Source organism: Vibrio ishigakensis (assembly GCF_024347675.1).
In the GTDB taxonomy this organism is placed as follows: Bacteria; Pseudomonadota; Gammaproteobacteria; order Enterobacterales; family Vibrionaceae; genus Vibrio; species Vibrio ishigakensis.
Genome location: NZ_AP024881.1, coordinates 2,811,459 through 2,836,759 on the forward strand (window position 1 = coordinate 2,811,459; position 25,301 = coordinate 2,836,759).

At 47.0% G+C, this 25,301-nt stretch carries 14 protein-coding genes, 8 tRNA genes and 4 rRNA genes; 3 read left to right on the forward strand and 23 right to left on the reverse strand.

What is annotated here, in order from left to right; genetic code table 11:
- Positions 1–108: 108 nt before the first annotated feature.
- From rpoC to Pcarn_RS13035, 13 genes are all read right to left on the reverse strand, one after another.
- Positions 109–4,302: a DNA-directed RNA polymerase subunit beta' gene (rpoC, locus tag Pcarn_RS12975; protein ID WP_261834256.1), complete on the reverse strand. Its 4,194-nt coding sequence runs from the start codon at positions 4,300–4,302 to the stop codon at positions 109–111.
- Between the two features lie 85 nt (positions 4,303–4,387).
- Positions 4,388–8,416 carry a DNA-directed RNA polymerase subunit beta gene (gene rpoB / locus Pcarn_RS12980; RefSeq protein WP_261834257.1) on the reverse strand — a complete coding sequence of 1,343 codons (4,029 nt, stop codon included), beginning with the start codon at positions 8,414–8,416 and terminating at the stop codon, positions 4,388–4,390.
- Between the two features lie 216 nt (positions 8,417–8,632).
- Positions 8,633–9,001, reverse strand: a complete 369-nt coding sequence (gene rplL / locus Pcarn_RS12985) for a 50S ribosomal protein L7/L12 (RefSeq protein WP_261834258.1) — start codon at positions 8,999–9,001, stop codon at positions 8,633–8,635.
- Between the two features lie 57 nt (positions 9,002–9,058).
- The gene (gene rplJ, locus Pcarn_RS12990) at positions 9,059–9,553 is read right to left on the reverse strand and encodes a 50S ribosomal protein L10 (protein ID WP_137358490.1); all 495 of its coding nucleotides are present in this window, start codon (positions 9,551–9,553) and stop codon (positions 9,059–9,061) included.
- 276 nt (positions 9,554–9,829) lie between these two features.
- Positions 9,830–10,534: a 50S ribosomal protein L1 gene (gene rplA / locus Pcarn_RS12995; RefSeq protein ID WP_261834259.1), complete on the reverse strand. Its 705-nt coding sequence runs from the start codon at positions 10,532–10,534 to the stop codon at positions 9,830–9,832.
- A gap of 4 nt (positions 10,535–10,538) precedes the next feature.
- Positions 10,539–10,967, reverse strand: a complete 429-nt coding sequence (rplK, locus tag Pcarn_RS13000) for a 50S ribosomal protein L11 (protein WP_261834260.1) — start codon at positions 10,965–10,967, stop codon at positions 10,539–10,541.
- A gap of 144 nt (positions 10,968–11,111) precedes the next feature.
- A complete protein-coding gene (gene nusG / locus Pcarn_RS13005; RefSeq protein WP_261834261.1) occupies positions 11,112–11,660 on the reverse strand; it encodes a transcription termination/antitermination protein NusG in 549 nt (182 codons plus the stop codon).
- Between the two features lie 12 nt (positions 11,661–11,672).
- Positions 11,673–12,050 carry a preprotein translocase subunit SecE gene (secE, locus tag Pcarn_RS13010; RefSeq protein ID WP_261834262.1) on the reverse strand — a complete coding sequence of 126 codons (378 nt, stop codon included), beginning with the start codon at positions 12,048–12,050 and terminating at the stop codon, positions 11,673–11,675.
- A gap of 254 nt (positions 12,051–12,304) precedes the next feature.
- Positions 12,305–13,489, reverse strand: coding sequence for an elongation factor Tu (gene tuf, locus Pcarn_RS13015; protein WP_261834263.1), 1,185 nt, complete (start codon positions 13,487–13,489; stop codon positions 12,305–12,307).
- A 98-nt stretch (positions 13,490–13,587) separates the two neighbouring features.
- Positions 13,588–13,663: transfer RNA gene (locus Pcarn_RS13020), tRNA-Thr, on the reverse strand.
- Between the two features lie 12 nt (positions 13,664–13,675).
- Positions 13,676–13,750: transfer RNA gene (locus Pcarn_RS13025), tRNA-Gly, on the reverse strand.
- 35 nt (positions 13,751–13,785) lie between these two features.
- Positions 13,786–13,870, reverse strand: a tRNA-Tyr gene (locus Pcarn_RS13030).
- Positions 13,871–13,904: 34 nt separating this feature from the next.
- Positions 13,905–13,980: transfer RNA gene (locus Pcarn_RS13035), tRNA-Thr, on the reverse strand.
- Between the two features lie 205 nt (positions 13,981–14,185).
- On the opposite strand from Pcarn_RS13035, the gene coaA reads away from it, so the two are divergent.
- Entirely contained in the window at positions 14,186–15,109 is a 924-nt protein-coding gene (gene coaA / locus Pcarn_RS13040; protein ID WP_261834264.1) for a type I pantothenate kinase, read from the forward strand.
- Here the strand turns inward: coaA and birA are convergent.
- Both birA and murB read right to left on the reverse strand, forming a co-directional pair.
- Positions 15,106–16,065 carry a bifunctional biotin--[acetyl-CoA-carboxylase] ligase/biotin operon repressor BirA gene (gene birA, locus Pcarn_RS13045; protein WP_261834265.1) on the reverse strand — a complete coding sequence of 320 codons (960 nt, stop codon included), beginning with the start codon at positions 16,063–16,065 and terminating at the stop codon, positions 15,106–15,108. The genes coaA and birA overlap by 4 nt on opposite strands.
- Positions 16,066–17,112, reverse strand: coding sequence for a UDP-N-acetylmuramate dehydrogenase (gene murB, locus Pcarn_RS13050; protein ID WP_261834266.1), 1,047 nt, complete (start codon positions 17,110–17,112; stop codon positions 16,066–16,068).
- A gap of 79 nt (positions 17,113–17,191) precedes the next feature.
- Between murB and Pcarn_RS13055 the strand changes: the two genes are divergently transcribed.
- Positions 17,192–17,614, forward strand: a complete 423-nt coding sequence (locus tag Pcarn_RS13055) for a GNAT family N-acetyltransferase (protein ID WP_261834267.1) — start codon at positions 17,192–17,194, stop codon at positions 17,612–17,614.
- 104 nt (positions 17,615–17,718) lie between these two features.
- Positions 17,719–19,062 carry a CDP-diacylglycerol--serine O-phosphatidyltransferase gene (gene pssA / locus Pcarn_RS13060; protein WP_261834268.1) on the forward strand — a complete coding sequence of 448 codons (1,344 nt, stop codon included), beginning with the start codon at positions 17,719–17,721 and terminating at the stop codon, positions 19,060–19,062.
- Between the two features lie 299 nt (positions 19,063–19,361).
- Here pssA and Pcarn_RS13065 read toward each other — a convergent pair.
- From Pcarn_RS13065 to rrf (Pcarn_RS13100), 8 genes are all read right to left on the reverse strand, one after another.
- Positions 19,362–19,438: transfer RNA gene (locus Pcarn_RS13065), tRNA-Trp, on the reverse strand.
- 78 nt (positions 19,439–19,516) lie between these two features.
- Positions 19,517–19,593, reverse strand: a tRNA-Asp gene (locus Pcarn_RS13070).
- A gap of 61 nt (positions 19,594–19,654) precedes the next feature.
- Positions 19,655–19,770, reverse strand: a 5S ribosomal RNA gene (gene rrf / locus Pcarn_RS13075).
- Between the two features lie 91 nt (positions 19,771–19,861).
- Positions 19,862–22,751, reverse strand: a 23S ribosomal RNA gene (locus Pcarn_RS13080).
- A gap of 267 nt (positions 22,752–23,018) precedes the next feature.
- A tRNA-Ala gene (locus tag Pcarn_RS13085) sits at positions 23,019–23,094 on the reverse strand.
- A 38-nt stretch (positions 23,095–23,132) separates the two neighbouring features.
- Positions 23,133–23,209: transfer RNA gene (locus Pcarn_RS13090), tRNA-Ile, on the reverse strand.
- Between the two features lie 67 nt (positions 23,210–23,276).
- Positions 23,277–24,829 (reverse strand): 16S ribosomal RNA (locus Pcarn_RS13095).
- Positions 24,830–25,185: 356 nt separating this feature from the next.
- Positions 25,186–25,301 (reverse strand): 5S ribosomal RNA (gene rrf / locus Pcarn_RS13100).
- The 16S, 23S and 5S rRNA genes sit together here with 4 tRNA genes alongside, the layout of an rRNA operon.

The following is a 25,301-nucleotide window of genomic DNA, read 5'->3' on the forward strand; positions in this document are numbered from 1 at the left end:
ATCCCGCTCTCTAGCCTTTTTCGGCTCTGAAAATAGGCACTTTTCTCAAACTGCAGGCATTAAAAAAGGCATCCAAATTGGATGCCTTTTTGCTATCTAATGCTCAGCTTACTCGTCAGAGAAACCAGCGTTTAGAAGTGCTGCCAAGTTGTCGGTAGCTTGCTCAGCTGAAGGGCCTTGCTCTTCACGCTTAGCTTGACGGTCTTGGTGGTATGCGAAACCAGTACCCGCTGGGATCAGACGACCCACGATTACGTTTTCTTTCAGACCACGAAGCTCATCGCGCTTACCAGATACAGCTGCTTCTGTTAGTACGCGAGTTGTCTCCTGGAACGATGCCGCAGAGATGAACGACTCAGTCGCAAGAGAAGCTTTAGTGATACCTAGAAGCTCACGCTCGAAGCCAGCTGGTTGCTTACCTTCTGCTTCTAGAGCACGGTTAGCAATCTTAACCTGAGCGTACTCAACCTGCTCACCAGGTAGGAACTCAGAGTCACCAGCGCTTGTGATAGTACACTTACGTAGCATTTGACGAACGATAGTCTCGATGTGCTTATCGTTAATCTTAACGCCTTGTAGACGGTATACTTCCTGAACCTCGTTCGCTATGTACTGAGTCATCGCGTGGATACCACGAAGACGTAGAATGTCATGCGGAGTTTCTGGACCATCTGCGATCACATCACCACGCTCAACCTTCTCACCTTCGAACACGTTCAGCTGACGGTGCTTAGGAATCATTTCTTCGTAAGCGTCACCACCTTCACGAGTGATCACTAGACGACGTTTACCTTTGGTCTCTTTACCGAAAGATACTGTACCTGTGTGCTCAGCAAGGATCGCAGGCTCTTTAGGCTTACGTGCTTCGAACAGGTCAGCAACTCGTGGAAGACCACCGGTGATATCTTTGTTACCACCAGACTTCTGAGGAATACGTGCTAGGGTATCACCGATACCTACTTCACTGCCGTCTTCGATTTGAACAATCGCTTTACCCGGTAGGAAGTATTGCGCAGGCATGTCAGTGCCAGGGATCATTACGTCGTTACCTTGCTCATCAACAAGCTTGATAGCTGGACGCATGTCTTTACCTGCCGCTGGACGAGCTGCCGCGTCAGTAACTTCGCTCGAAGATAGACCTGTAAGGTCATCTGTCTGACGAGATACTGTTACGCCGTCGATCATGTCAACGTACTGGATGCGACCTGCTACCTCAGTGATGATAGGTAGTGTGTGCGCTTCCCAGTTAGCAACTGTGTCGCCTTTAGCAACTGCTTCAGAATCACCCTTATCTAGGATCGAACCGTAAGGAAGTTTGTGCTTCTCTTTAGTACGGCCTAGTTCATCAACGATAGTTAGTTCAGAAGCACGAGAAGTGATTACGAACTTGCCATCTTTGTTTACAACGAACTTAGCGTTGTTCAGGTGAATCGTACCGTCGTTCTTCGACTGGATGCTGTTCTCAGCAGCTGCCGTAGATGCCGCACCACCGATGTGGAACGTACGCATGGTAAGCTGTGTACCTGGTTCACCGATAGACTGAGCAGCGATTACACCAACTGCTTCACCTTGGTTCACTAGGTGACCACGTGCTAGGTCACGACCGTAACACAGTGCACAACAACCGAAGTCAGAGTCACAAGTTACTACAGAACGTACTTTCATACGGTCTACAGAGTTCTCGTCCATGATCTGACACCACTTCTCATCAATCAGAGTATTACGTGGGATCAGAACTTCTTCTGTACCTGGCTTGATTACGTCTTCTGCTACTACACGACCAAGCGCAAGCTCAGTTAGAGGAACCTTAACGTCACCACCCTCGATGTGTGGCATCATTTCGATACCTTCGTGAGTGCCACAGTCGTGCTCGTGAACTACAACGTCCTGAGCAACGTCTACTAGACGACGAGTTAGATAACCCGAGTTCGCAGTTTTCAGTGCTGTATCCGCAAGACCCTTACGAGCACCGTGCGTTGAGATAAAGTACTGAAGTACGTTTAGACCTTCTTTAAAGTTCGCAGTGATCGGCGTTTCGATGATTGAACCATCTGGACGTGCCATCAGACCACGCATACCCGCTAGCTGACGAATCTGTGCTGCAGAACCACGAGCACCTGAGTCGGCCATCATGTAGATGCTGTTGAACGACTCTTGTTGTTCTTCTTCACCTTCACGGTTAACTACTGTCTCAGAAGATAGGTTATCCATCATAGCTTTCGCTACACGGTCGTTGGTAGACGCCCAGATATCGATAACTTTGTTGTAACGCTCACCCGCTGTTACCAGACCTGATTGGTACTGGTCTTGGATTTCACGTACTTCTTCTTCTGCTTCAGAGATCTCTGTGTACTTAGCGTCTGGAACAACCATATCGTCGATACCAACAGATACACCAGATAGTGCCGCGTATGCGAAACCTGTGTACATGATTTGGTCAGCGAAGATAACTGTGTCTTTAAGACCTAGGTTACGGTAAGCCTCATCAAGTAGCTTAGAAATCTGCTTCTTACCTAGTTTTTGGTTAACTAGTTCGAATGGCAGGCCTGCTGGAACGATCTGCCAAAGCATTGCACGACCGATAGTTGTATCAACAAGCTTAGTTTCTGTAGTGCTGTTACCTTCGTCATCTTTGATGGTCTCAGTAATGCGCACTTTAACACGTGCGTGCAGCTCAGCGCTCTTAGTGCGGTATGCCTTCTCAGCCTCATCTGGGCCAGCAAGGTACATGCCTTCACCTTTCACGTTGATTTTGTCACGTGTCATGTAGTAAAGACCCAATACAACGTCCTGAGAAGGTACGATGATAGGATCACCTGACGCCGGCGACAGAATGTTGTTTGTCGACATCATCAGAGTACGAGCTTCTAGCTGAGCTTCCAGAGTTAGAGGTACGTGTACCGCCATCTGGTCACCATCGAAGTCAGCGTTATATGCCGCACACACAAGTGGGTGTAGCTGGATCGCTTTACCTTCGATTAGTACTGGTTCGAACGCCTGGATACCTAGACGGTGAAGTGTAGGTGCACGGTTCAATAGTACTGGGTGTTCGCGAATAACTTCGTCCAGGATATCCCAAACTACTGGTTCTTCACGCTCAACCATCTTCTTAGCAGCCTTGATAGTAGTCGCTAGACCACGGGTCTCTAGCTTGCTATAGATGAATGGTTTGAATAGCTCAAGTGCCATCTTCTTAGGAAGACCACACTGGTGCAGACGAAGGTATGGACCTACTGTGATTACAGAACGGCCAGAGTAGTCTACACGCTTACCTAGTAGGTTCTGACGGAAACGACCTTGTTTACCCTTGATCATATCAGCAAGAGATTTCAGAGGACGCTTGTTAGAACCTGTGATCGCACGACCACGACGACCGTTATCTAGAAGTGCATCAACAGACTCTTGCAGCATACGCTTTTCGTTGCGCACGATGATGTCCGGAGCAGATAGCTCTAGTAGACGCTTCAAACGGTTGTTACGGTTGATCACACGACGGTATAGGTCGTTCAGATCTGAAGTCGCAAAGCGACCGCCATCTAGTGGTACTAGAGGACGTAGATCTGGTGGCAGAACTGGAAGTACAGTTAGAATCATCCACTCAGGGTTGTTGCCTGATGCAACGAATGCTTCAACTAGCTTCAAGCGCTTAGTGATTTTCTTACGCTTAGTTTCAGAGTTAGTTGTTTCCAACTCTTCACGCATAAGTTCAGCTTCCTGCACAAGATCCATAGACGCAAGCAGATCTTTGATCGCTTCTGCACCCATCTTAGCAGTGAACTCATCACCCCACTCTTCTAGCTTGTCCAGATACTCTTCTTCAGTAAGCATCTGACCTTTTTCTAGATCAGTCATACCCGCTTCTGTCACAACGTACATTTCGAAGTACAGAACGCGCTCGATATCACGTAGTGGGATATCCATTAGTAGACCGATACGAGACGGCAGTGATTTTAGGAACCAGATGTGAGCAACTGGTGATGCAAGCTCGATGTGGCCCATACGGTCACGACGAACTTTAGTTTGTGTAACTTCAACGCCACACTTCTCACAGATAACACCACGGTGTTTCAGACGCTTATATTTGCCACAAAGACATTCGTAGTCTTTAACTGGGCCAAAGATACGCGCACAGAACAGACCATCGCGCTCAGGTTTGAACGTACGATAGTTGATTGTCTCAGGCTTTTTAACTTCACCGAAAGACCATGAACGGATCATGTCTGGTGAAGATAGACCGATTTTGATTGCATCAAATTCTTCAGTCTTATGCTGTGCTTTTAGAAAGTTTAATAAGTCTTTCACAATCAGCTCCTGTAAGGAGTTAAAAGGCGCCCGCCGCTAAGCGAGCCCCTTCTTACACATAACCACTTTTCTTTTCAGAAAGGGATTACTCTTCGTCTTCTAGCTCGATGTTAATACCTAGCGAGCGGATCTCTTTCAACAACACGTTGAAGGATTCAGGCATGCCAGGTTCCATCGCGTGGTTACCATCTACGATGTTCTTATACATCTTAGTACGGCCGTTCACGTCATCCGATTTCACGGTTAGCATTTCTTGTAGGGTGTAAGCAGCACCGTATGCTTCAAGTGCCCATACTTCCATCTCACCAAAACGCTGACCACCGAACTGAGCTTTACCACCAAGTGGTTGCTGAGTTACTAGGCTGTAAGAACCAGTAGAACGTGCGTGCATCTTGTCATCAACAAGGTGGTTCAGTTTCAGCATGTACATGTAACCTACAGTTACAGGACGCTCAAACGCATCACCTGTGCGACCATCAAACAGCGTTAGCTGACCAGACTCAGGCAGGTCACCTAGCTTAAGTAGCTCTTTGATGTTCTTCTCAGAAGCACCGTCAAATACTGGAGTAGCGATAGGTAGACCGCCACGTAGGTTCTTGATAAGCGTGCGAACTTGGTCGTCTGATAGCTCAGCAATATCTACGTTTTGACGTGTACCGCCTAGATCGTAAACCTTCTGTAGGAATTCACGGAACTTAGCAAGCTCCTGTTGTTCCTTAACCATCTGGTTGATCTTGTCGCCGATACCTTTCGCAGCTAGACCTAGGTGAACCTCAAGAATCTGACCGATGTTCATACGCGAAGGTACGCCCAGCGGGTTTAGAACGATATCTACAGGTTGGCCTTTCTCATCGTACGGCATGTCTTCAACAGGGTTGATCTTAGAGATAACACCCTTGTTACCGTGACGACCCGCCATCTTATCACCTGGCTGGATGCGACGTTTAACCGCTAGGTAAACCTTAACGATCTTCAGTACGCCTGGTGCAAGATCATCACCTTGTGTGATCTTACGACGCTTGGTTTCGAACTTCTTATCGAACTCAGCTTTCAGCTCGTCGTATTGCTCAGCCATTTGTTCTAGCTGAGATTGTAGAGCGTCATCTTCAAGAGTTAGCTCTAGCCACTTCTTACGATCAGTAGCGTCTAGCTTAGCTTCAGAGTAACCACCAGCGATTAGTACAGCGCGAACACGGTTTAGAAGGCCACCCTCAAGAATCTGGAATTCTTCAGTAAGGTCTTTCTTCGCTTCTTTCAGCTGCATTTGCTCGATTTCTAGAGCACGCTTGTCTTTCTCAACGCCGTCACGAGTAAATACTTGAACGTCGATGATAGTACCTGAAACAGAGTTTGGTACGCGTAGAGAAGTATCTTTAACGTCAGATGCTTTTTCACCGAAGATAGCGCGTAGTAGCTTCTCTTCAGGAGTTAGCTGAGTTTCACCCTTAGGCGTAACTTTACCAACTAGGATGTCACCACCCTTAACTTCAGCACCGATGTAAACGATACCTGACTCATCTAGCTTAGATAGTGCTGCTTCACCAACGTTTGGAATATCAGCAGTGATCTCTTCAGAACCAAGCTTAGTATCACGCGCCACACAAGATAGCTCTTGGATGTGGATAGTAGTAAAGCGATCTTCTTGTACTACACGCTCAGAAACTAGGATTGAATCCTCAAAGTTATAACCATTCCAAGGCATGAACGCGATGCGCATGTTTTGACCAAGCGCTAGTTCACCAAGGTCAGTCGAAGGACCATCAGCTAGTACGTCACCTTTAGATACTGGCTCACCCGGCATCACAGTTGGACGCTGGTTGATACAAGTGTTCTGGTTAGAACGCGTGTACTTAGTTAGGTTGTAGATGTCGATACCCGCTTCACCAGGTACTAGCTCATCTTCGTTAACCTTAACTACGATACGTGATGCGTCTACAGACTGGATAGTACCGCCACGCTTAGCTACAGCTGTAACACCAGAGTCAACCGCGATATTGCGCTCAACACCAGTACCAACTAGAGGCTTATCAGCCTTAAGCGTTGGAACTGCCTGACGTTGCATGTTCGCACCCATCAATGCACGGTTTGCGTCATCGTGCTCTAGGAATGGGATTAGAGATGCAGCGATCGATACAACCTGGTTAGTTGCAACGTCCATATAGCTCACGTTATCACGTGGGTGAAGACCAGATTCACCTTTCAAACGAGCAGTGATCAGTTCGTCAGCGAAGGTATTGTCTTCAGCTAGAACTGTGTTCGCCTGAGCGATAACGTACTGGCCTTCTTCGATTGCCGATAGGTAATCTACGTCGCCAGTAACAACACCATCAACAACGCGACGGTATGGAGTCTCTAGGAAGCCGAATTCGTTACAACGCGCATATGCAGAAAGCGAGTTGATCAGACCGATGTTTGGACCTTCAGGAGTTTCGATCGGACATAGACGACCGTAGTGAGTTACGTGTACGTCACGTACCTCGAAGCCCGCACGCTCACGAGTTAGACCGCCTGGGCCCAACGCAGAGATACGACGCTTGTGCGTTACTTCTGAAAGCGGGTTGTTTTGGTCCATGAACTGAGACAGTTGCGAAGAACCAAAGAACTCTTTAACAGCAGCAGAGATAGGCTTAGCGTTGATTAGGTCTTGAGGCATGATGCTATCAAGATCGCCAAGGCTTAGACGCTCTTTAACTGCACGCTCAACACGTACTAGACCAACACGGAATTGGTTTTCAGCCATTTCGCCCACAGAACGGATACGACGGTTACCAAGGTGGTCGATATCATCCACTTCGCCTTTACCGTTACGGATAGCGATAAGCTTCTTCATCACTTCGATGATATCAGTTTCGTCTAGAGTACCCTGCTCTTGAGCATCTTCACGCATGATAGAGCTGTTGAACTTCATACGACCAACCTGAGATAGGTCGTAACGCTCTTCAGAGAAGAACAGGCTCTCGAATAGAGCTTCAGCAGCTTCCTTCGTCGGTGGCTCACCAGGACGCATCATGCGGTAGATTTCTACAAGCGCAGTGATACGGTCAGTGGTGCTGTCACTACGAAGCGTATCAGACATGAATGGACCGTGGTCTAGGTCGTTAGTAAATAGAGTCTCAAGCTTAGTGTGACCTGCTTGCGCTAGGTTAGCTAGGCTCTCAAGGCTGAACTCTTGGTTCGCCTCAACAACGATCTCACCGGTGTTCTCGTCGATGTAGTCTTTAGATGCAACCTTGCCAACGATGTACTCAACAGGTACTTCGATAAACTCAACGCCATCTTTATCCAGTTGGCGGATGTGGCGTGCAGTTACACGACGACCAGCTTCAACATAAACTTTACCGTTTGCTTCGATATCAAAAGAAGCAGTTTCACCACGTAGACGCTCTGGTACCAACTCCATCATTAGAGTTTGGTCTTTTACTTCAAAGCGAACTTTCTCGAAGAATAGATCTAGGATCTCTTCGGTAGTTTTGCCCAAAGCACGTAGGATGATTGAAGCTGGAAGCTTACGACGACGGTCGATACGAACGAACAGGTTATCCTTAGGATCGAACTCAAAGTCTAGCCATGAGCCACGGTAAGGGATAACGCGTGCGTTATATAGAACTTTACCAGATGAGTGGGTCTTACCTTTGTCGCTGTCGAAGAATACGCCTGGGCTTCTGTGCAGCTGGGATACGATAACCCTCTCGGTACCATTAATTACGAAGGTACCATTGTCTGTCATGAGTGGAATTTCACCCATGTAGACTTCTTGTTCTTTAATGTCTTTTACAGTACCAGCTGGTGCATCTTTATCATAAACAACAAGACGCAGTTTAACGCGCAGCGGTTTAGAATAAGTGACACCGCGGATTTGGCATTCTTTAACGTCAAATACTGGTTCACCAAGACGGTAGCTAACGTATTGCAGCTCAGAGTTGCCGTTATAGCTCTGGATTGGGAATACAGAGCGGAAAGCAGCTTCTAAACCGTATTGCCCTTCTGGATCCTGTTCGATAAATTTATCGAAAGAATCAAGCTGGATCGATAGCAGGTACGGTACGTCCAAAACTTGTGGACGAGTACCAAAGTCCTTACGGATGCGCTTTTTCTCGGTATAGGAGTAAACCATGGGGTTCCTCAGCTCGCTGATAAGTGACCCAACTGCCTAACAATATGAGGCAGAGACTAACGACTGTTTTCTTACAATGACTCCAAAGAAGATGGAGTTGGTGCGCAGATTTTGATGCTGAAACAGCGGAAAAACATCAAAGTCCTTTAGCGCAAAAAGGCCGGTGGTCAATAAACCACCAGCCATTAGCCATTCGGCTAAGAAATTAAGTAATAATTACTTAACTTCAACAGAAGCGCCAGCTTCTTCTAGTTGTGCTTTAAGGCCTTCTGCTTCTTCTTTAGAAACAGCTTCCTTAAGTGGTGCTGGAGCACCGTCAACTAGAGCTTTAGCTTCTTTCAGGCCTAGACCTGTAGCGCCACGTACTGCTTTGATAACAGCAACTTTGTTACCGCCAACAGCAGTAAGAACTACGTCAAATTCAGTTTGCTCTTCAGCAGCGTCACCGCCAGCTGCGCCGCCAGCAACAACAGCTGCTGCAGCAGAAACGCCGAATTTTTCTTCCATAGCTTCGATAAGCTCTACAACTTGCATTACAGACATTTCTGCAACTGCGTCTAGGATTTGCTCGTTAGTAATAGACATAACAATTCTCTTTTAAATCAACAATAAGTTTATTTAGCAACCAGTAAAAAGCAAGGCTTATGCCGCTGCTTCTTCTTTCTGATCGCGTAGTGCAGCGATAGTACGTACCAGCTTGCCTGCAGAAGCTTCTTTCATGCACATCATTAGGCGTGCGATAGCTTCGTCGTAAGTTGGTAGTGTCGCTAGTACTTCTGCGTCAGTAACTGCGCCTTCAAATGCAGCAGCTTTGATCTCGAAATCTTTGTTCTCTTTAGCGAAGTCTTTGAAAAGACGCGCTGCAGCACCTGGGTGCTCGTTAGAGAACGCGATTAGAGTAGGACCAGTGAAAGTGTCTACTAGACACTCATAGTCAGTACCCTGAACCGCACGACGTGCTAGTGTGTTACGAACAACTTTCACGTAAACACCCGCTTCGCGAGCTTGTTTACGTAGAGAAGTCATTGCGCCCACTTCAACGCCACGAGAATCAGCTACAACTGCAGAAAGTGCACCACTGGCAGCTTCGTTGACTTCAGCAACAATTGCTTTTTTGTCTTGAAGGTTTAAAGCCATTTTGGATTTACTCCTGGTTGTCGTTACACCACTCATCGGGAATCGATGAGCGCTTTACGGTGCAGTCCCATGAAGAAAGGCAATCTTTTACAAGTTTGGCTTTCTGTCAGTTCGGGCACCATCTACGTAGGTTTACTATTAAGTCACTTCATTAAAAATAACGAGTAACACCTACGGTCTTGGACGGAGACTCACTCTTACATCGAGATGCTTGAGTCAGCCCCAACCACAAATATTAGGCGCAAAATTATACACAAATTCCGCGCCCAATCAAGATTAGTTTGCTAGCGTGTTTAGGCTAGACTGATCCACAGCAACACCTGCACCCATAGTGGTAGAGATGCTTACTTTCTTCAGGAAAGTACCTTTCGCTGAAGATGGCTTAGCTTTCTTAAGAGCAACTAGAAGTGCTTCTAGGTTCTCTTGAAGCTGTGCAGCTTCGAAAGTAGCTTTACCGATAGTAGTGTGGATGATGCCGTTCTTGTCGTTACGGTAACGAACCTGACCAGCTTTAGCGTTCTTAACAGCTTCAGCAACGTTAGGAGTTACAGTACCAACTTTAGGGTTTGGCATAAGACCGCGTGGACCTAGGATAGTACCTAGTTGACCAACAACGCGCATTGCATCTGGAGAAGCAACAACTACGTCGAAGTTCATTTCGCCTTTCTTAACTTGCTCAGCAAGATCTTCCATACCTACGATATCTGCACCAGCTTCTTTAGCCGCTTCAGCGTTTGCACCTTGAGTGAAAACAGCTACACGGATTTCACGGCCAGTACCGTGAGGAAGAACAGTTGCACCACGTACGTTCTGATCAGATTTACGAGCATCGATGCCAAGGTTAACAGCAACGTCTACAGACTCAGGGAACTTAGCAGTAGCTAGTTCTTTAAGAAGAGCGATAGCTTCGTTGATTTCGTACTCTTTAGTTACGTCAACTTTTTCGCGGATTACGCGCATACGCTTAGTAAGTTTTGCCATCTTATTAACCCTCTACCACTAGGCCCATTGAACGAGCAGTACCTGCGATAGAACGCTTCATCGCTTCGATGTCAGCGCCAGTCATGTCTGCAGCTTTAGTTTCAGCAATCTCTTGCAGCTGAGCGTCAGTAACAGTACCAACTTTCTCAGTGTTTGGACGACCAGAACCAGACTTAACGCCAGCAGCTTTCTTAAGAAGAACAGCAGCAGGTGGAGTCTTAGTTTCAAAAGTGAAAGAACGGTCGTTGTATACAGAGATAACAACTGGGATTGGTAGACCTTTCTCAACAGATTCTGTTTTTGCATTGAACGCTTTACAGAATTCCATGATGTTCACACCGTGTTGACCTAGAGCAGGACCAACTGGTGGCGACGGGTTAGCCATACCTGCTGCAACTTGCAGTTTGATATAAGCTTCAACTTTCTTAGCCATGATATTTCCTAAATTTTGGGTTCAAACGCTGCACTAAGGTCAGCTCCCCATAAGTTTTGGTTAACGCTTTGCTTCTGTTTAGAAACAAAGAGGCGCGAATTATAGTTACAATTCGCGCCTCAAACAAGCCCTTAAGCTTACTTTTTAGTCAATTTTTTCAACTTGACCAAATTCGAGTTCTACAGGAGTTGCACGACCGAAGATCGATACAGAAACCTTCAAGCGACTCTTCTCGTAATCCACCTCTTCAACGGTACCGTTGAAGTCAGCAAACGGACCATCGTTCACACGAACAATCTCACCCGCTTCGTACATTGTACGTGGACGTGGAGACTCGCTCGCTTTCTCCAGACGGTTCAAGATAGCATCTGCTTCTTTATCCGTGATTGGAGCAGGACGGTCAGAAGTTCCGCCAATAAAGCCCATAACGCGTGGAACGCTGCGAACTAGGTGCCAAGACTCATCGTTCATGATCATCTGAACAAGAACATAGCCTGGGAAGAATTTACGTTCACTCTTACGACGTTGACCTGCACGCATTTCAACTACTTCTTCAGTCGGTACTAGTACCTCACCGAATAGCTCTTCCATGTCATGCATTCTGATGTGTTCACGCAAAGAGGTAGCAACACGGCTTTCGAAACCAGAAAAAGCCTGAACTACGTACCAACGTTTTTTTGGAGCTTCACTCATGAATTAGAACCCTCACACCCCAGTTGCTAGAGCAACAAGACGAACCATGATGCCGTCGATGCCCCATAGCACTAGAGCCATAACAATACTTACAGCCAATACAATCAGAGTCGTTTGCATAGTTTCTTGGCGGGTTGGCCAAACAACTTTGCGAATCTCCATACGAGATTCACGAGCAAACGTGATAGCGGCTTTGCCTTTTGTTGTCGTAGCGGCAACACCCAGAGCAGCTGCAATCAATACAACTACACCTGCAGCGCGAACAACTACAGACATTTCACCATAAAGGTAATTTCCTACAACAGCAGCGGCCAGCAGAGCAAAAGCGACAATCCACTTGAAAATATCTGCTGTGCTTGAGCTATCAGGAGTTTCAGCATTTGCTTTCATAAAACTAACCTGTGACAAGTCTTACTATAGACGACAATAACCCCGCTGTTGCAGGGCTCTACAAAAATGTGTTGAGTACAACACCCTAAAGCGAATCAGCTTTCCCGAATAGGCTAAACAGCCCCAAATAGAAAGATAATTCTTCAATTTCTCTGCGATATTAGAGGCTTAAGTCAGTAAACCTTAACTCTCATTATCAATAGCGCAGAAAAAGGGCATCAAATGATGCCCTTTTGTTTAGATTTCGTCAAATATTAATCGAAAATCTTAGCTACAACACCAGCACCTACAGTACGACCACCTTCACGGATTGCGAAGCGTAGACCTTCATCCATAGCGATTGGAGCGATTAGCTCAACTTTCATTTGGATGTTGTCGCCTGGCATTACCATTTCTACGCCATCTGGTAGAGAGATGTCACCAGTTACGTCAGTTGTACGGAAGTAGAACTGTGGACGGTAGCCTTTGAAGAACGGAGTATGACGGCCGCCTTCGTCTTTAGAAAGTACGTATACTTCAGACTCGAACTTAGTGTGAGGGTTGATTGAGCCAGGAGCTGCAAGAACTTGACCACGCTCAACTTCATCACGCTTAGTACCACGTAGAAGTGCACCAACGTTCTCACCTGCACGACCTTCGTCAAGAAGCTTACGGAACATCTCAACACCAGTACAAGTAGTAGTTGTAGTTTCTTTGATACCTACGATTTCTACTTCGTCACCTACGCGTAGGATACCGCGCTCGATACGACCAGTTACAACGGTACCACGACCTTGGATCGAGAATACGTCTTCGATTGGTAGTAGGAACGGTTGGTCTACTGCACGCTCTGGCTCTGGGATGTAAGAATCTAGTGCTTCTGCAAGCTCAACAATCTTGTCTTCCCACTCTTTCTCACCGTTAAGTGCACCAAGAGCTGAGCCTTGGATTACTGGTAGGTCGTCGCCAGGGAAGTCGTACTCAGAAAGAAGTTCACGAACTTCCATTTCTACTAGCTCCAGAAGCTCTTCATCGTCAACCATGTCACACTTGTTCATGAATACGATGATGTAAGGGATACCAACCTGACGGCCTAGTAGGATGTGCTCACGAGTCTGAGGCATTGGGCCGTCAGTTGCAGCAACAACTAGGATACCACCGTCCATTTGCGCAGCACCAGTGATCATGTTTTTAACATAGTCAGCGTGTCCTGGGCAGTCTACGTGTGCGTAGTGACGAGTTGGAGTGTCGTACTCAACGTGAGAAGTTGCGATTGTGATACCGCGCTCACGCTCTTCTGGAGCGTTATCGATAGATGCGAAGTCTTTCGCTTCACCGCCGTACACTTTAGCAAGAGTTGTACAGATTGCAGCAGTTAGAGTTGTTTTACCGTGGTCAACGTGGCCGATAGTACCAACGTTAACGTGCGGTTTCGTACGTTCAAATTTTTCTTTAGACACGATTGTGTTCCTCTAGGTACGGTTATACGAGTGGCTTTGAGACCACGCAACCAATGGGTAGTAAAGTATATATCAAAAGGAAATATTTGCTTAAGAGCTGGTGCTGATACCCAGATTTGAACTGGGGACCTCATCCTTACCAAGGATGCGCTCTACCGACTGAGCTATATCAGCATCTTTAAAGAGTGGAGCGGGCAGCGGGAATCGAACCCGCATCATCAGCTTGGAAGGCTGAGGTAATAGCCATTATACGATGCCCGCAACACGTAACTCTGTGAGCTATTTCCTTAAGAATATGGTGGAGGGGGACGGATTCGAACCATCGAAGGCAGTGCCGTCAGATTTACAGTCTGATCCCTTTGGCCACTCGGGAACCCCTCCAAATTTTACTCACTTTCACTCATTTAGGAGAAAGTGGTGCCGACTACCGGAATCGAACTGGTGACCTACTGATTACAAGTCAGTTGCTCTACCTACTGAGCTAAGTCGGCACATAAGTGGGGCGCATTCTATGGGATGAAAGAAACCCTTGCAATAGCAAACATCAAAAAAACAACAGATTTTGCACATTTGACGCCGATCGATGAAAATCTAAGCACAATGACCTAATAAAACGCTCAAGTATTCTTTCATCTAATTGCAAATTCTACTGCGTCCTGTATGTTTGAAGCCCAGTTTCAGATAGGGACAGATTTGATGGATTCACACATAAACTTCAATCGATCACGATGGTCAGAATTGAGAGCTTCAGTACCTATGGTATTGGACGATTCAGACATTGAAGAACTGCGTGGCATCAATGAGAATCTTGATACGACTGAAGTGGAAGAGATCTACCTTCCCCTATCCCGTCTTCTTAACCTGCACGTTGGCTCTCAACAGCGAAGAACAGAGGTTCTGGATACCTTCCTTAATCGCCCAAGAGCAAACACACCATTTATTATCGGCATTGCAGGCAGTGTCGCGGTAGGCAAAAGCACTACCGCACGTCTACTAAAAGCACTGCTATCTCGTTGGGAAAATCATCCTAAGGTCGATCTAGTAACCACAGATGGCTTTCTGTATCCGAAAAAGGTACTTGAGGATCGAGGCATTATGCATCGCAAGGGCTTCCCAGAGTCTTACGATATAAAGCGCTTGGTGCAATTTGTTGCTGATGTGAAAGCGGGTAAGGCTGAACTGGAAGTTCCCGTCTATTCTCATATTACCTACGACATCACTGATGAGGTGAAGGTAGTTGATAGACCAGACATTCTTATCATTGAAGGATTGAACGTACTACAAAGTGGCATGGACTATCCCCATGAACCACATCGAGTGTTCGTTTCCGACTTTCTCGATTTCTCTATCTATGTAGATGCAGATAGCGATGTGATTGAGCAATGGTATGTCGACCGCTTCTTGAAGTTCCGCTCAGGTGCGTTTACCAAGCCTAACTCCTACTTTGGTCACTACACAAAGCTCACTGAGCAAGAGGCCAACGATAAGGCTCGCTCTATCTGGAGAGAAATAAATGGCCTCAACCTAGATAGAAATATCTTACCTACCAAGAATAGAGCCAAGCTTATTCTGCATAAGAGTGGGGACCATTCGGTAGATCAGATATCCTTGCGCAGTTAGTCCGCTGCCCTAACTGATATCTCACCACCAACATACTGCTCAATGCCGGAATCTGTCTCCAACAGCAGAGCACCACTTGAATCTATACCACGGCATACACCATGGACTTCTCGGTTACCCATGATCAATTTGATATTTTGACCAATGAAGTTGTCATACTTGTGCCAAGTATCGAGGAATGGTTTCAGGCCTTGAGTCTCATAAAGCTCTATCGATGAACACAGCTTCTGTGTAAGGGTTTTGACTAACTCATTGCGCAGGTTAGTTTGGCCGTTGGCAATTTCATTCAGAGAGGTCCATGGCTGATCGATACCCTCAACATTCTCAGGCATGGCTACATTCACACCCACTCCTATGATGAGATTAGCGGCATCGCCGGCTTGTCCAGAGAGCTCTACAAGGATACCCGCTAGCTTCTTCTGATTATGATAAACATCATTCGGCCACTTCAGCTTACAGCCCTGAACACCTAACTCTTCCAGTGCTTCTACCAAAGCAATACCGATAACTAAGCTGATACCCATAGCAGCCTGGAGACCAGCTTCTAGACGCCAATACATAGAATAATAGATATTCGAACCATAAGGGGAAATCCATGCACGACCACGTCGACCGCGACCTTGAGTCTGATACTCGGCAACACACACGCTCCCTGACTCAACATCCTTCTGATTTAGAAGATACTGATTGGTAGAGTCTATGACTGGAATAACCTCGATAGGCACTGAAAGGCCTTGCTGAAGATAATCAGGATTAAGTAGCTCTAGCGGTTGCTCTAGCTTATAACCCTTACCCTTAACACTGTAGATATCGATACCTAACTCTTGGATTCCGCGGATGTGACGAGCAATTGCTGCTCTCGATACACCGAATACCTCGCCAAGCTGTTCTCCAGAATAGAACTTACCATCACAAAGCTGTTGAATCAGTTTTGTTTTAAGGGTGAAGTCTTTCATTTACAGTCCTTGTATAACCTGAGCTAGATTAGTCTCCGAAGAAGCGCCCATAAAGCGAACCTCATGTTCAAGCTCGATACGATATTTATCCTGAACCGTTTGCTTAACACGCTGAGCAACCTGAACAACGTCCAAAGCCGTTGCCCCGCCCTTGTTCACAATTACTAGGGCTTGTTTATCATGTACTCGAGCACCACCAATCTGGAATCCCTTTAGGCCGGCATTATCAATAAGCCATCCTGCCGCGACCTTAAAGCCGTCGGCAACCTCGAATGTTACAAGGTTCGGATACTCAAGCTTAAGTTCTTGATGAAGCTCAACACTGATAACTGGGTTCTTAAAGAAGCTACCAGCATTACCCTCAACCCTTGGATCAGGCAGTTTAGATTGACGAGTCTGCTTCACCGCTTCAAAGATCTTAAGTGCAGTCGGTTCACCTTCAATGAGATTCTGCAGGGCGCCATATTGGGTTTTAGGTTGCCATGCTTTAGGCAATTTGAGGCCAACCTTGGTAATAAGCGCTTTACCAAACAACTCCTGTTTAAAGATAGAGTCACGATAACCAAACTGACATTGATCCGCCGATAGACGTTTGATCCCGAGATCGACTAGGTCAAGATACTCCACATAGTCGCACACATCTTTCAACTCGATACCATAGGCACCTATATTCTGGATCGGCGCTGTACCCACACAGCCCGGAATCAAAGCAAGGTTCTCAAGACCTGGAATCCCCTTAAGTACACTCCACTCAACTAGGGATGGCCAATCTTCACCAGAAGCGCAATCTAGATACCAATGCTCGTCATCTTCTGTTACCTCGATGCCTTGAATACGGTTAAGTACAGCGACACCGTCGAAGTCCTCAGTAAAGAGCATGTTACTGCCTCGACCGAGCGGAAGTTTAGGCAAGTCTTTCCACTCGCTACTTTGATAAACGGAGATAAGCTCCTCTACACTAGTAGCGGTTACTAAGACTCGAGCTTGGCTATCAATACCGAATGTGTGAAACGGTGCGAGATTGGCATTTAAGGTTATTTGTTGCATCTAGGTACGCTTGTAGTGTCTATGAATTGCGAAACTTCACTTATAATACTGAAACTTAAGTCAAGTCGCAGTCAAATTAATGAAGAATCTGTCAATAGCACAACTGGATCCGATCAAGCTCCCCTTACTAAAAAAGCTGTATAAGCTCCATTATCCTTCCACCAAGATAAAAGCCGAAGAAGTGATATACGTTGCTGAACTTGAAGGAAAGATAGTTGGGGTAACCCGTTTTAGACAGATAGAAGATTGGCAACTGCTTACTGGCATGATGGTGGTTACCGAAGAGAGAAAAAAAGGCATTGCAGCTGAAATGCTAGATCAGCTACAAACAAACTATCTCGATTCCAAGGTTTACTGTTTCGCCTATTCTCATCTAGTGGACATGTATGCCAAGCACGGCTTTGTGTCCATACCTGAAGACGAGTTACCTGGATCCCTTAAAGGCTTGTTCAGTAAATATTCGCAGACAAAAGCACTGAATTGCATGCAATATCAGAGATAACCCATATTCTGGTTGATTGTTTTATCAAATCATCTAGGAAGTTTGCGGGCGCTTTTGGTAAAATATTCAACCAATTCAGCCCTTTTTTAGGACTATAGACTTACATGGTTTTAGCGAGAAATATCATCGAAGAGCTTAAAGCGGTTCCCGTTGATCCTATTAACTTCAAAACTCTTTACTCCGCAAAGGAGTTTAAAGCGCAAATTGTTGGGCTCATTAGAGCGGCAACTAAGCGAATCTATATCGCGGCGCTCTATCTTGAGGATGATGAAGCTGGACGTGAGATCTTTGATGAAATCTATCAAGCCAAGCAGAACAATCCAGAACTAGACGTTCAGATCTGTGTCGATTGGCATAGAGCTCAACGTGGTTTGATCGGTGCTGAAGAGTCTGATGGTAATGCTGCACTATATACACGTATGGCAAACTCTCATGACCATCCTGTTCCAGTTTACGGCGTACCTGTACGTGGTAGAGAAGTATTCGGCGTTCTTCACCTAAAAGGCTTCATCTTTGATGATACCGTTCTTTACAGTGGTGCTAGCCTAAACAACATCTATCTACACAACCAAGATAAGTATCGCTTCGACAGATACCATCAGATCACCAGTCCAGAGATTGCTGACTCTATGGTGGCCTTTATGGCTCAATCACTGATCGCTGATCCTGCGGTTAACCTATTGACCAAGAAAGAGCGCCCTACCACCAAGTCACTAAAATCGGCTATACGTCAATTGCGTTCTAAGCTGGTCTCAACCAACTACAGATTTAAACACTCTGCTGTAGCGGAAAGCGAACAGCTAGCTATCACCCCTCTGTTAGGTGTTGGTAAACGTCGCAACCTACTTAATACCAGTATCATTCAACTGCTGAGAGATGCTCGAGAAGAAGTGGTTATCTGTACCCCTTATTTCAACTTCCCAAAAAGTGTTGAGAAAGAACTGCGCAAGGCACTAAGACGTGGCGTGAAGGTGACTATCGTTGTTGGAGACAAGACTGCGAACGATTTCTTTATCTCCCCAGAAGAAGAGTTTAAAACCGTAGGTGGTCTTCCATACCTATATGAGATGAATCTACGTCGCTTCCTAAAAGCGAATGAGGCCAATATTGCTAGTCGTAAGCTAGATATGCTGCTTTGGAAACACGAAGATAACAGCTATCACCTTAAAGGTATGTGGGTAGATAAGACCCGTATGCTTATTACAGGCAACAACCTCAACCCGCGTGCTTGGAAGCTTGACCTTGAGAATGCTCTGCTTATCCAGGATAAGAATGGATTGGTTCAAGAGCAGTTTGAGCAAGAGTTCGAGAATATCTTCCAACACACTCAGCGCATCGGTAGCTACAAACACATAGAGAAAGTAGAAAACTACCCTGATGCAGTCCAGAAGCTACTGCGCAAAGTTACACGCGTTAAAGCTGACAGAGTCCTCAAGCAATTACTCTAGAAACAACAAAGCCCTGAGATACCCTCTCAGGGCTTTTTCTTTGTATCTATACTAGCAGACACCACGCTACTCATGTGGTCTTCTAACTAACCCACGCGCTCTACTAAACTCTCTCTAACCAAAGGTAACTAAGAGTACTAGATAGCTCCCTCAAACTAATGAATTCAGGAGAACACCAGATCTAAACCTCCGAATCCCAGAAAGCAAAAAGGCTCTAGTATTTCTGCCGGGGCGCGCAGTCTAGAGCCCTCTGGATTAGATGCAAAAAAGCCTCAGTCTTTCGACTGAGGCTTCTAAGATGGCAGGGGTGGAGAGATTCGAACTCCCAACACGCGGATTTGGAATCCGCTGCTCTGCCAATTGGAGCTACACCCCTAAATTGTGACTGAAGTCGAATATTTTCTGAGCTTCAGATTCAGAAAAACCTCGTAAAAACGAGGTTATCTGTTGTAAGTGGCGGAGTGGACGGGACTCGAACCCGCGACCCCCGGCGTGACAGGCCGGTATTCTAACCAACTGAACTACCACTCCGCACCAATTTGTTATCAATTCAAAGTCTTACTCGCGTTGCTTTGAATCGATGTAATTTAAAGCCTGGCGATGTCCTACTCTCACATGGGGAAGCCCCACACTACCATCGGCGCTATTGCGTTTCACTTCTGAGTTCGGCATGGAATCAGGTGGGTCCACAACGCTATGGTCGCCAAGCAAATTCTTAAAATTCGGAAAGCTATCTAAAAGTTCATCACACAATCAACGTTCTATCTTTGAGTCCAACTCAAAACCTCTTAGGTGTTGTATGGTTAAGCCTCACGGGCAATTAGTACAGGTTAGCTCAACGCCTCACAACGCTTACACACCCTGCCTATCAACGTTCTAGTCTCGAACAACCCTTCAGGACACTTAAAGTGCCAGGGAAGACTCATCTCAGGGCTCGCTTCCCGCTTAGATGCTTTCAGCGGTTATCGATTCCGAACTTAGCTACCGGGCAATGCCATTGGCATGACAACCCGAACACCAGAGGTTCGTCCACTCCGGTCCTCTCGTACTAGGAGCAGCCCCCTTCAATCTTCCAACGCCCACGGCAGATAGGGACCGAACTGTCTCACGACGTTCTAAACCCAGCTCGCGTACCACTTTAAATGGCGAACAGCCATACCCTTGGGACCGACTTCAGCCCCAGGATGTGATGAGCCGACATCGAGGTGCCAAACACCGCCGTCGATATGAACTCTTGGGCGGTATCAGCCTGTTATCCCCGGAGTACCTTTTATCCGTTGAGCGATGGCCCTTCCATTCAGAACCACCGGATCACTATGACCTGCTTTCGCACCTGCTCGAATTGTCATTCTCGCAGTCAAGCGGGCTTATGCCATTGCACTAACCTCACGATGTCCAACCGTGATTAGCCCACCTTCGTGCTCCTCCGTTACTCTTTGGGAGGAGACCGCCCCAGTCAAACTACCCACCAGGCACTGTCCTCACCCCAGATAATGGGGCTAAGTTAGAACATCAAACATACAAGGGTGGTATTTCAAGGATGGCTCCACCAATACTGGCGTACTGGTTTCAAAGCCTCCCACCTATCCTACACATGTAGGCTCAATGTTCAGTGCCAAGCTGTAGTAAAGGTTCACGGGGTCTTTCCGTCTAGCCGCGGGTACACTGCATCTTCACAGCGATTTCAATTTCACTGAGTCTCGGGTGGAGACAGCGTGGCCATCATTACGCCATTCGTGCAGGTCGGAACTTACCCGACAAGGAATTTCGCTACCTTAGGACCGTTATAGTTACGGCCGCCGTTTACCGGGGCTTCGATCAAGAGCTTCGACTTACGTCTAACCCCATCAATTAACCTTCCGGCACCGGGCAGGCGTCACACCGTATACGTCATCTTACGATTTTGCACAGTGCTGTGTTTTTAATAAACAGTTGCAGCCACCTGGTATCTGCGACTCCCAATAGCTCCATCCGCAAGGGACTTCACCGTCGAGAGCGTACCTTCTCCCGAAGTTACGGTACCATTTTGCCTAGTTCCTTCACCCGAGTTCTCTCAAGCGCCTTGGTATTCTCTACCCGACCACCTGTGTCGGTTTGGGGTACGATTCCTTATAATCTGAAGCTTAGAGGCTTTTCCTGGAAGCATGGCATCAATGACTTCACCGCACGTAGCGGCTCGACATCGTATCTCAGCGTTAAGAAAGTCCGGATTTACCTAAACCTTCCGCCTACATACTTGAACCTGGACGACCGTCGCCAGGCCCACCTAGCCTTCTCCGTCCCCCCATCGCAATTATAAGAAGTACGGGAATATTAACCCGTTTCCCATCGACTACGCCTTTCGGCCTCGCCTTAGGGGTCGACTTACCCTGCCCCGATTAACGTTGGACAGGAACCCTTGGTCTTCCGGCGAGGAGGTTTTTCACCCCCTTTATCGTTACTCATGTCAGCATTCGCACTTCTGATACCTCCAGCAGCCCTTACAGACCACCTTCAACGGCTTACAGAACGCTCCCCTACCCCGCTAATAAAATTAGCAGCCGCAGCTTCGGTGTATAGCTTAGCCCCGTTACATCTTCCGCGCAGGCCGACTCGACCAGTGAGCTATTACGCTTTCTTTAAATGATGGCTGCTTCTAAGCCAACATCCTGGCTGTCTAAGCCTTCCCACATCGTTTCCCACTTAGCTATACTTTGGGACCTTAGCTGGCGGTCTGGGTTGTTTCCCTCTCCACGACGGACGTTAGCACCCGCCGTGTGTCTCCCGGATAGTACTCAATGGTATTCGGAGTTTGCAAAGGGTTGGTAAGTCGGGATGACCCCCTAGCCTTAACAGTGCTCTACCCCCATTGGTATTCGTCCGAGGCTCTACCTAAATAGATTTCGGGGAGAACCAGCTATCTCCAGGTTTGATTGGCCTTTCACCCCTAGCCACAAGTCATCCGCTAATTTTTCAACATTAGTCGGTTCGGTCCTCCAGTTGATGTTACTCAACCTTCAACCTGCCCATGGCTAGATCACCTGGTTTCGGGTCTATATCCAGAGACTGAACGCCCAGTTAAGACTCGGTTTCCCTACGGCTCCCCTAGATGGTTAACCTTGCCACTGAATATAAGTCGCTGACCCATTATACAAAAGGTACGCAGTCACACCACGAAGGTGCTCCTACTGCTTGTACGTACACGGTTTCAGGTTCTATTTCACTCCCCTCACAGGGGTTCTTTTCGCCTTTCCCTCACGGTACTGGTTCACTATCGGTCAGTCAGTAGTATTTAGCCTTGGAGGATGGTCCCCCCATATTCAGACAGGATATCACGTGTCCCGCCCTACTCGATTTCACTGATGATGCGTCGACAACTACGGGACTATCACCCTGTATCGTTGAACTTTCCAGAACATTCGTCTAACGCATTAAAAGCTTAAGGGCTAATCCAATTTCGCTCGCCGCTACTTTCGGAATCTCGGTTGATTTCTTTTCCTCGGGGTACTTAGATGTTTCAGTTCCCCCGGTTCGCCTCTTACACCTATGTATTCAGTGCAAGATACTAGCTTATGCTAGTGGGTTTCCCCATTCAGAAATCCCAGACTCAAATGGTTTTTACTACCTAATCTGGGCTTATCGCAAGTTAATACGTCTTTCATCGCCTCTGACTGCCAAGGCATCCACCGTGTACGCTTAGTCACTTAACCATACAACCCAAAGAAGTTTCTTAAGGTTGATGAATCAAATCACCAAAGTTGTCTGCAATTATTTAAACATGATGCAGACTCGATTTTGCCGGACTCAAATTCCAAGAACACTTGATTGTGTGTTGGTACCTAATCTAAAGATTAGGATTTGAGAACTTTTAATTGAATATTGTTAATCAAACAATATTCGTCAGCTTTCCAAATTGTTAAAGAGCAGATTTCTTTCGAAACCATTTTTAAAGATTCTTAAGGAAAAACCTTTAAAGATGGTGGAGCTAAGCAGGATCGAACTGCTGACCTCCTGCGTGCAAGGCAGGCGCTCTCCCAGCTGAGCTATAGCCCCATCGAATATCATGTTGAACCAACTCTCTGGGCAAGAATTGGTGGGTCTGAGTGGACTTGAACCACCGACCTCCCGCTTATCAGGCGAGCGCTCTAACCAGCTGAGCTACAGACCCAACATGAAACTCTTAATTATTAAACCGTATCAATCTGTGTGGACACTCATCGTGAATAATCATCGTATAAGGAGGTGATCCAGCCCCAGGTTCCCCTAGGGCTACCTTGTTACGACTTCACCCCAGTCATGAACCACAAAGTGGTGAGCGTCCTCCCGAAGGTTAAACTACCCACTTCTTTTGCAGCCCACTCCCATGGTGTGACGGGCGGTGTGTACAAGGCCCGGGAACGTATTCACCGTAGCATTCTGATCTACGATTACTAGCGATTCCGACTTCATGGAGTCGAGTTGCAGACTCCAATCCGGACTACGACGCACTTTTTGGGATTCGCTCACTCTCGCGAGTTGGCCGCCCTCTGTATGCGCCATTGTAGCACGTGTGTAGCCCTACTCGTAAGGGCCATGATGACTTGACGTCGTCCCCACCTTCCTCCGGTTTATCACCGGCAGTCTCCCTGGAGTTCCCACCATTACGTGCTGGCAAACAAGGATAAGGGTTGCGCTCGTTGCGGGACTTAACCCAACATTTCACAACACGAGCTGACGACAGCCATGCAGCACCTGTCTCAGAGTTCCCGAAGGCACCAATTCATCTCTGAAAAGTTCTCTGGATGTCAAGAGTAGGTAAGGTTCTTCGCGTTGCATCGAATTAAACCACATGCTCCACCGCTTGTGCGGGCCCCCGTCAATTCATTTGAGTTTTAATCTTGCGACCGTACTCCCCAGGCGGTCTACTTAACGCGTTAGCTCCGAAAGCCACGGCTCAAGGCCACAACCTCCAAGTAGACATCGTTTACGGCGTGGACTACCAGGGTATCTAATCCTGTTTGCTCCCCACGCTTTCGCATCTGAGTGTCAGTATCTGTCCAGGGGGCCGCCTTCGCCACCGGTATTCCTTCAGATCTCTACGCATTTCACCGCTACACCTGAAATTCTACCCCCCTCTACAGTACTCTAGCCTGCCAGTTTCAAATGCGGTTCCGAGGTTGAGCCCCGGGCTTTCACATCTGACTTAACAAACCACCTGCATGCGCTTTACGCCCAGTAATTCCGATTAACGCTCGCACCCTCCGTATTACCGCGGCTGCTGGCACGGAGTTAGCCGGTGCTTCTTCTGTCGCTAACGTCAAATAATGCAGCTATTAACTACACTACCTTCCTCACGACTGAAAGTGCTTTACAACCCGAAGGCCTTCTTCACACACGCGGCATGGCTGCATCAGGCTTGCGCCCATTGTGCAATATTCCCCACTGCTGCCTCCCGTAGGAGTCTGGACCGTGTCTCAGTTCCAGTGTGGCTGATCATCCTCTCAGACCAGCTAGGGATCGTCGCCTTGGTGAGCCATTACCTCACCAACTAGCTAATCCCACCTGGGCTAATCTTGACGCGAGAGGCCCGAAGGTCCCCCTCTTTGCTCCGAAGAGATTATGCGGTATTAGCCATCGTTTCCAATGGTTATCCCCCACATCAAGGCATATTCCCAGGCATTACTCACCCGTCCGCCGCTCGACGCCGTTATCGTTCCCCGAAGGTTCAGATAACTCGTTTCCGCTCGACTTGCATGTGTTAGGCCTGCCGCCAGCGTTCAATCTGAGCCATGATCAAACTCTTCAATTAAAGTTTTGTTGTTACCGAAGTAACGGCTCAATGAATACTGACTTCAAAATCACTAAGTAATTTTAAAGCTATTATCGTTCCAACAGAACGATAATGAATTGACTGTGCCAAGTCTTTCGACTCGTTTGGTCACTCAGTTCATTGATAAATCTTTTTGGATTATCATCAACGAGTGCCCACACAGATTGATAGGTTTAAATTGTTAAAGAGCTTGGCTTTCAATGACTTAGCATTAGCTCAGTCATTAGCACAGGACGCGTATATTACGCTCCTCACCGAGAAAGTCAACATAAAACTTTAAGTTTTTTTAAAGCCTTATGGTGACTGAACTCAATCGAGTTCAATCGGTATTTAAAGCCTGGCGATGTCCTACTCTCACATGGGGAAGCCCCACACTACCATCGGCGCTATTGCGTTTCACTTCTGAGTTCGGCATGGAATCAGGTGGGTCCACAACGCTATGGTCGCCAAG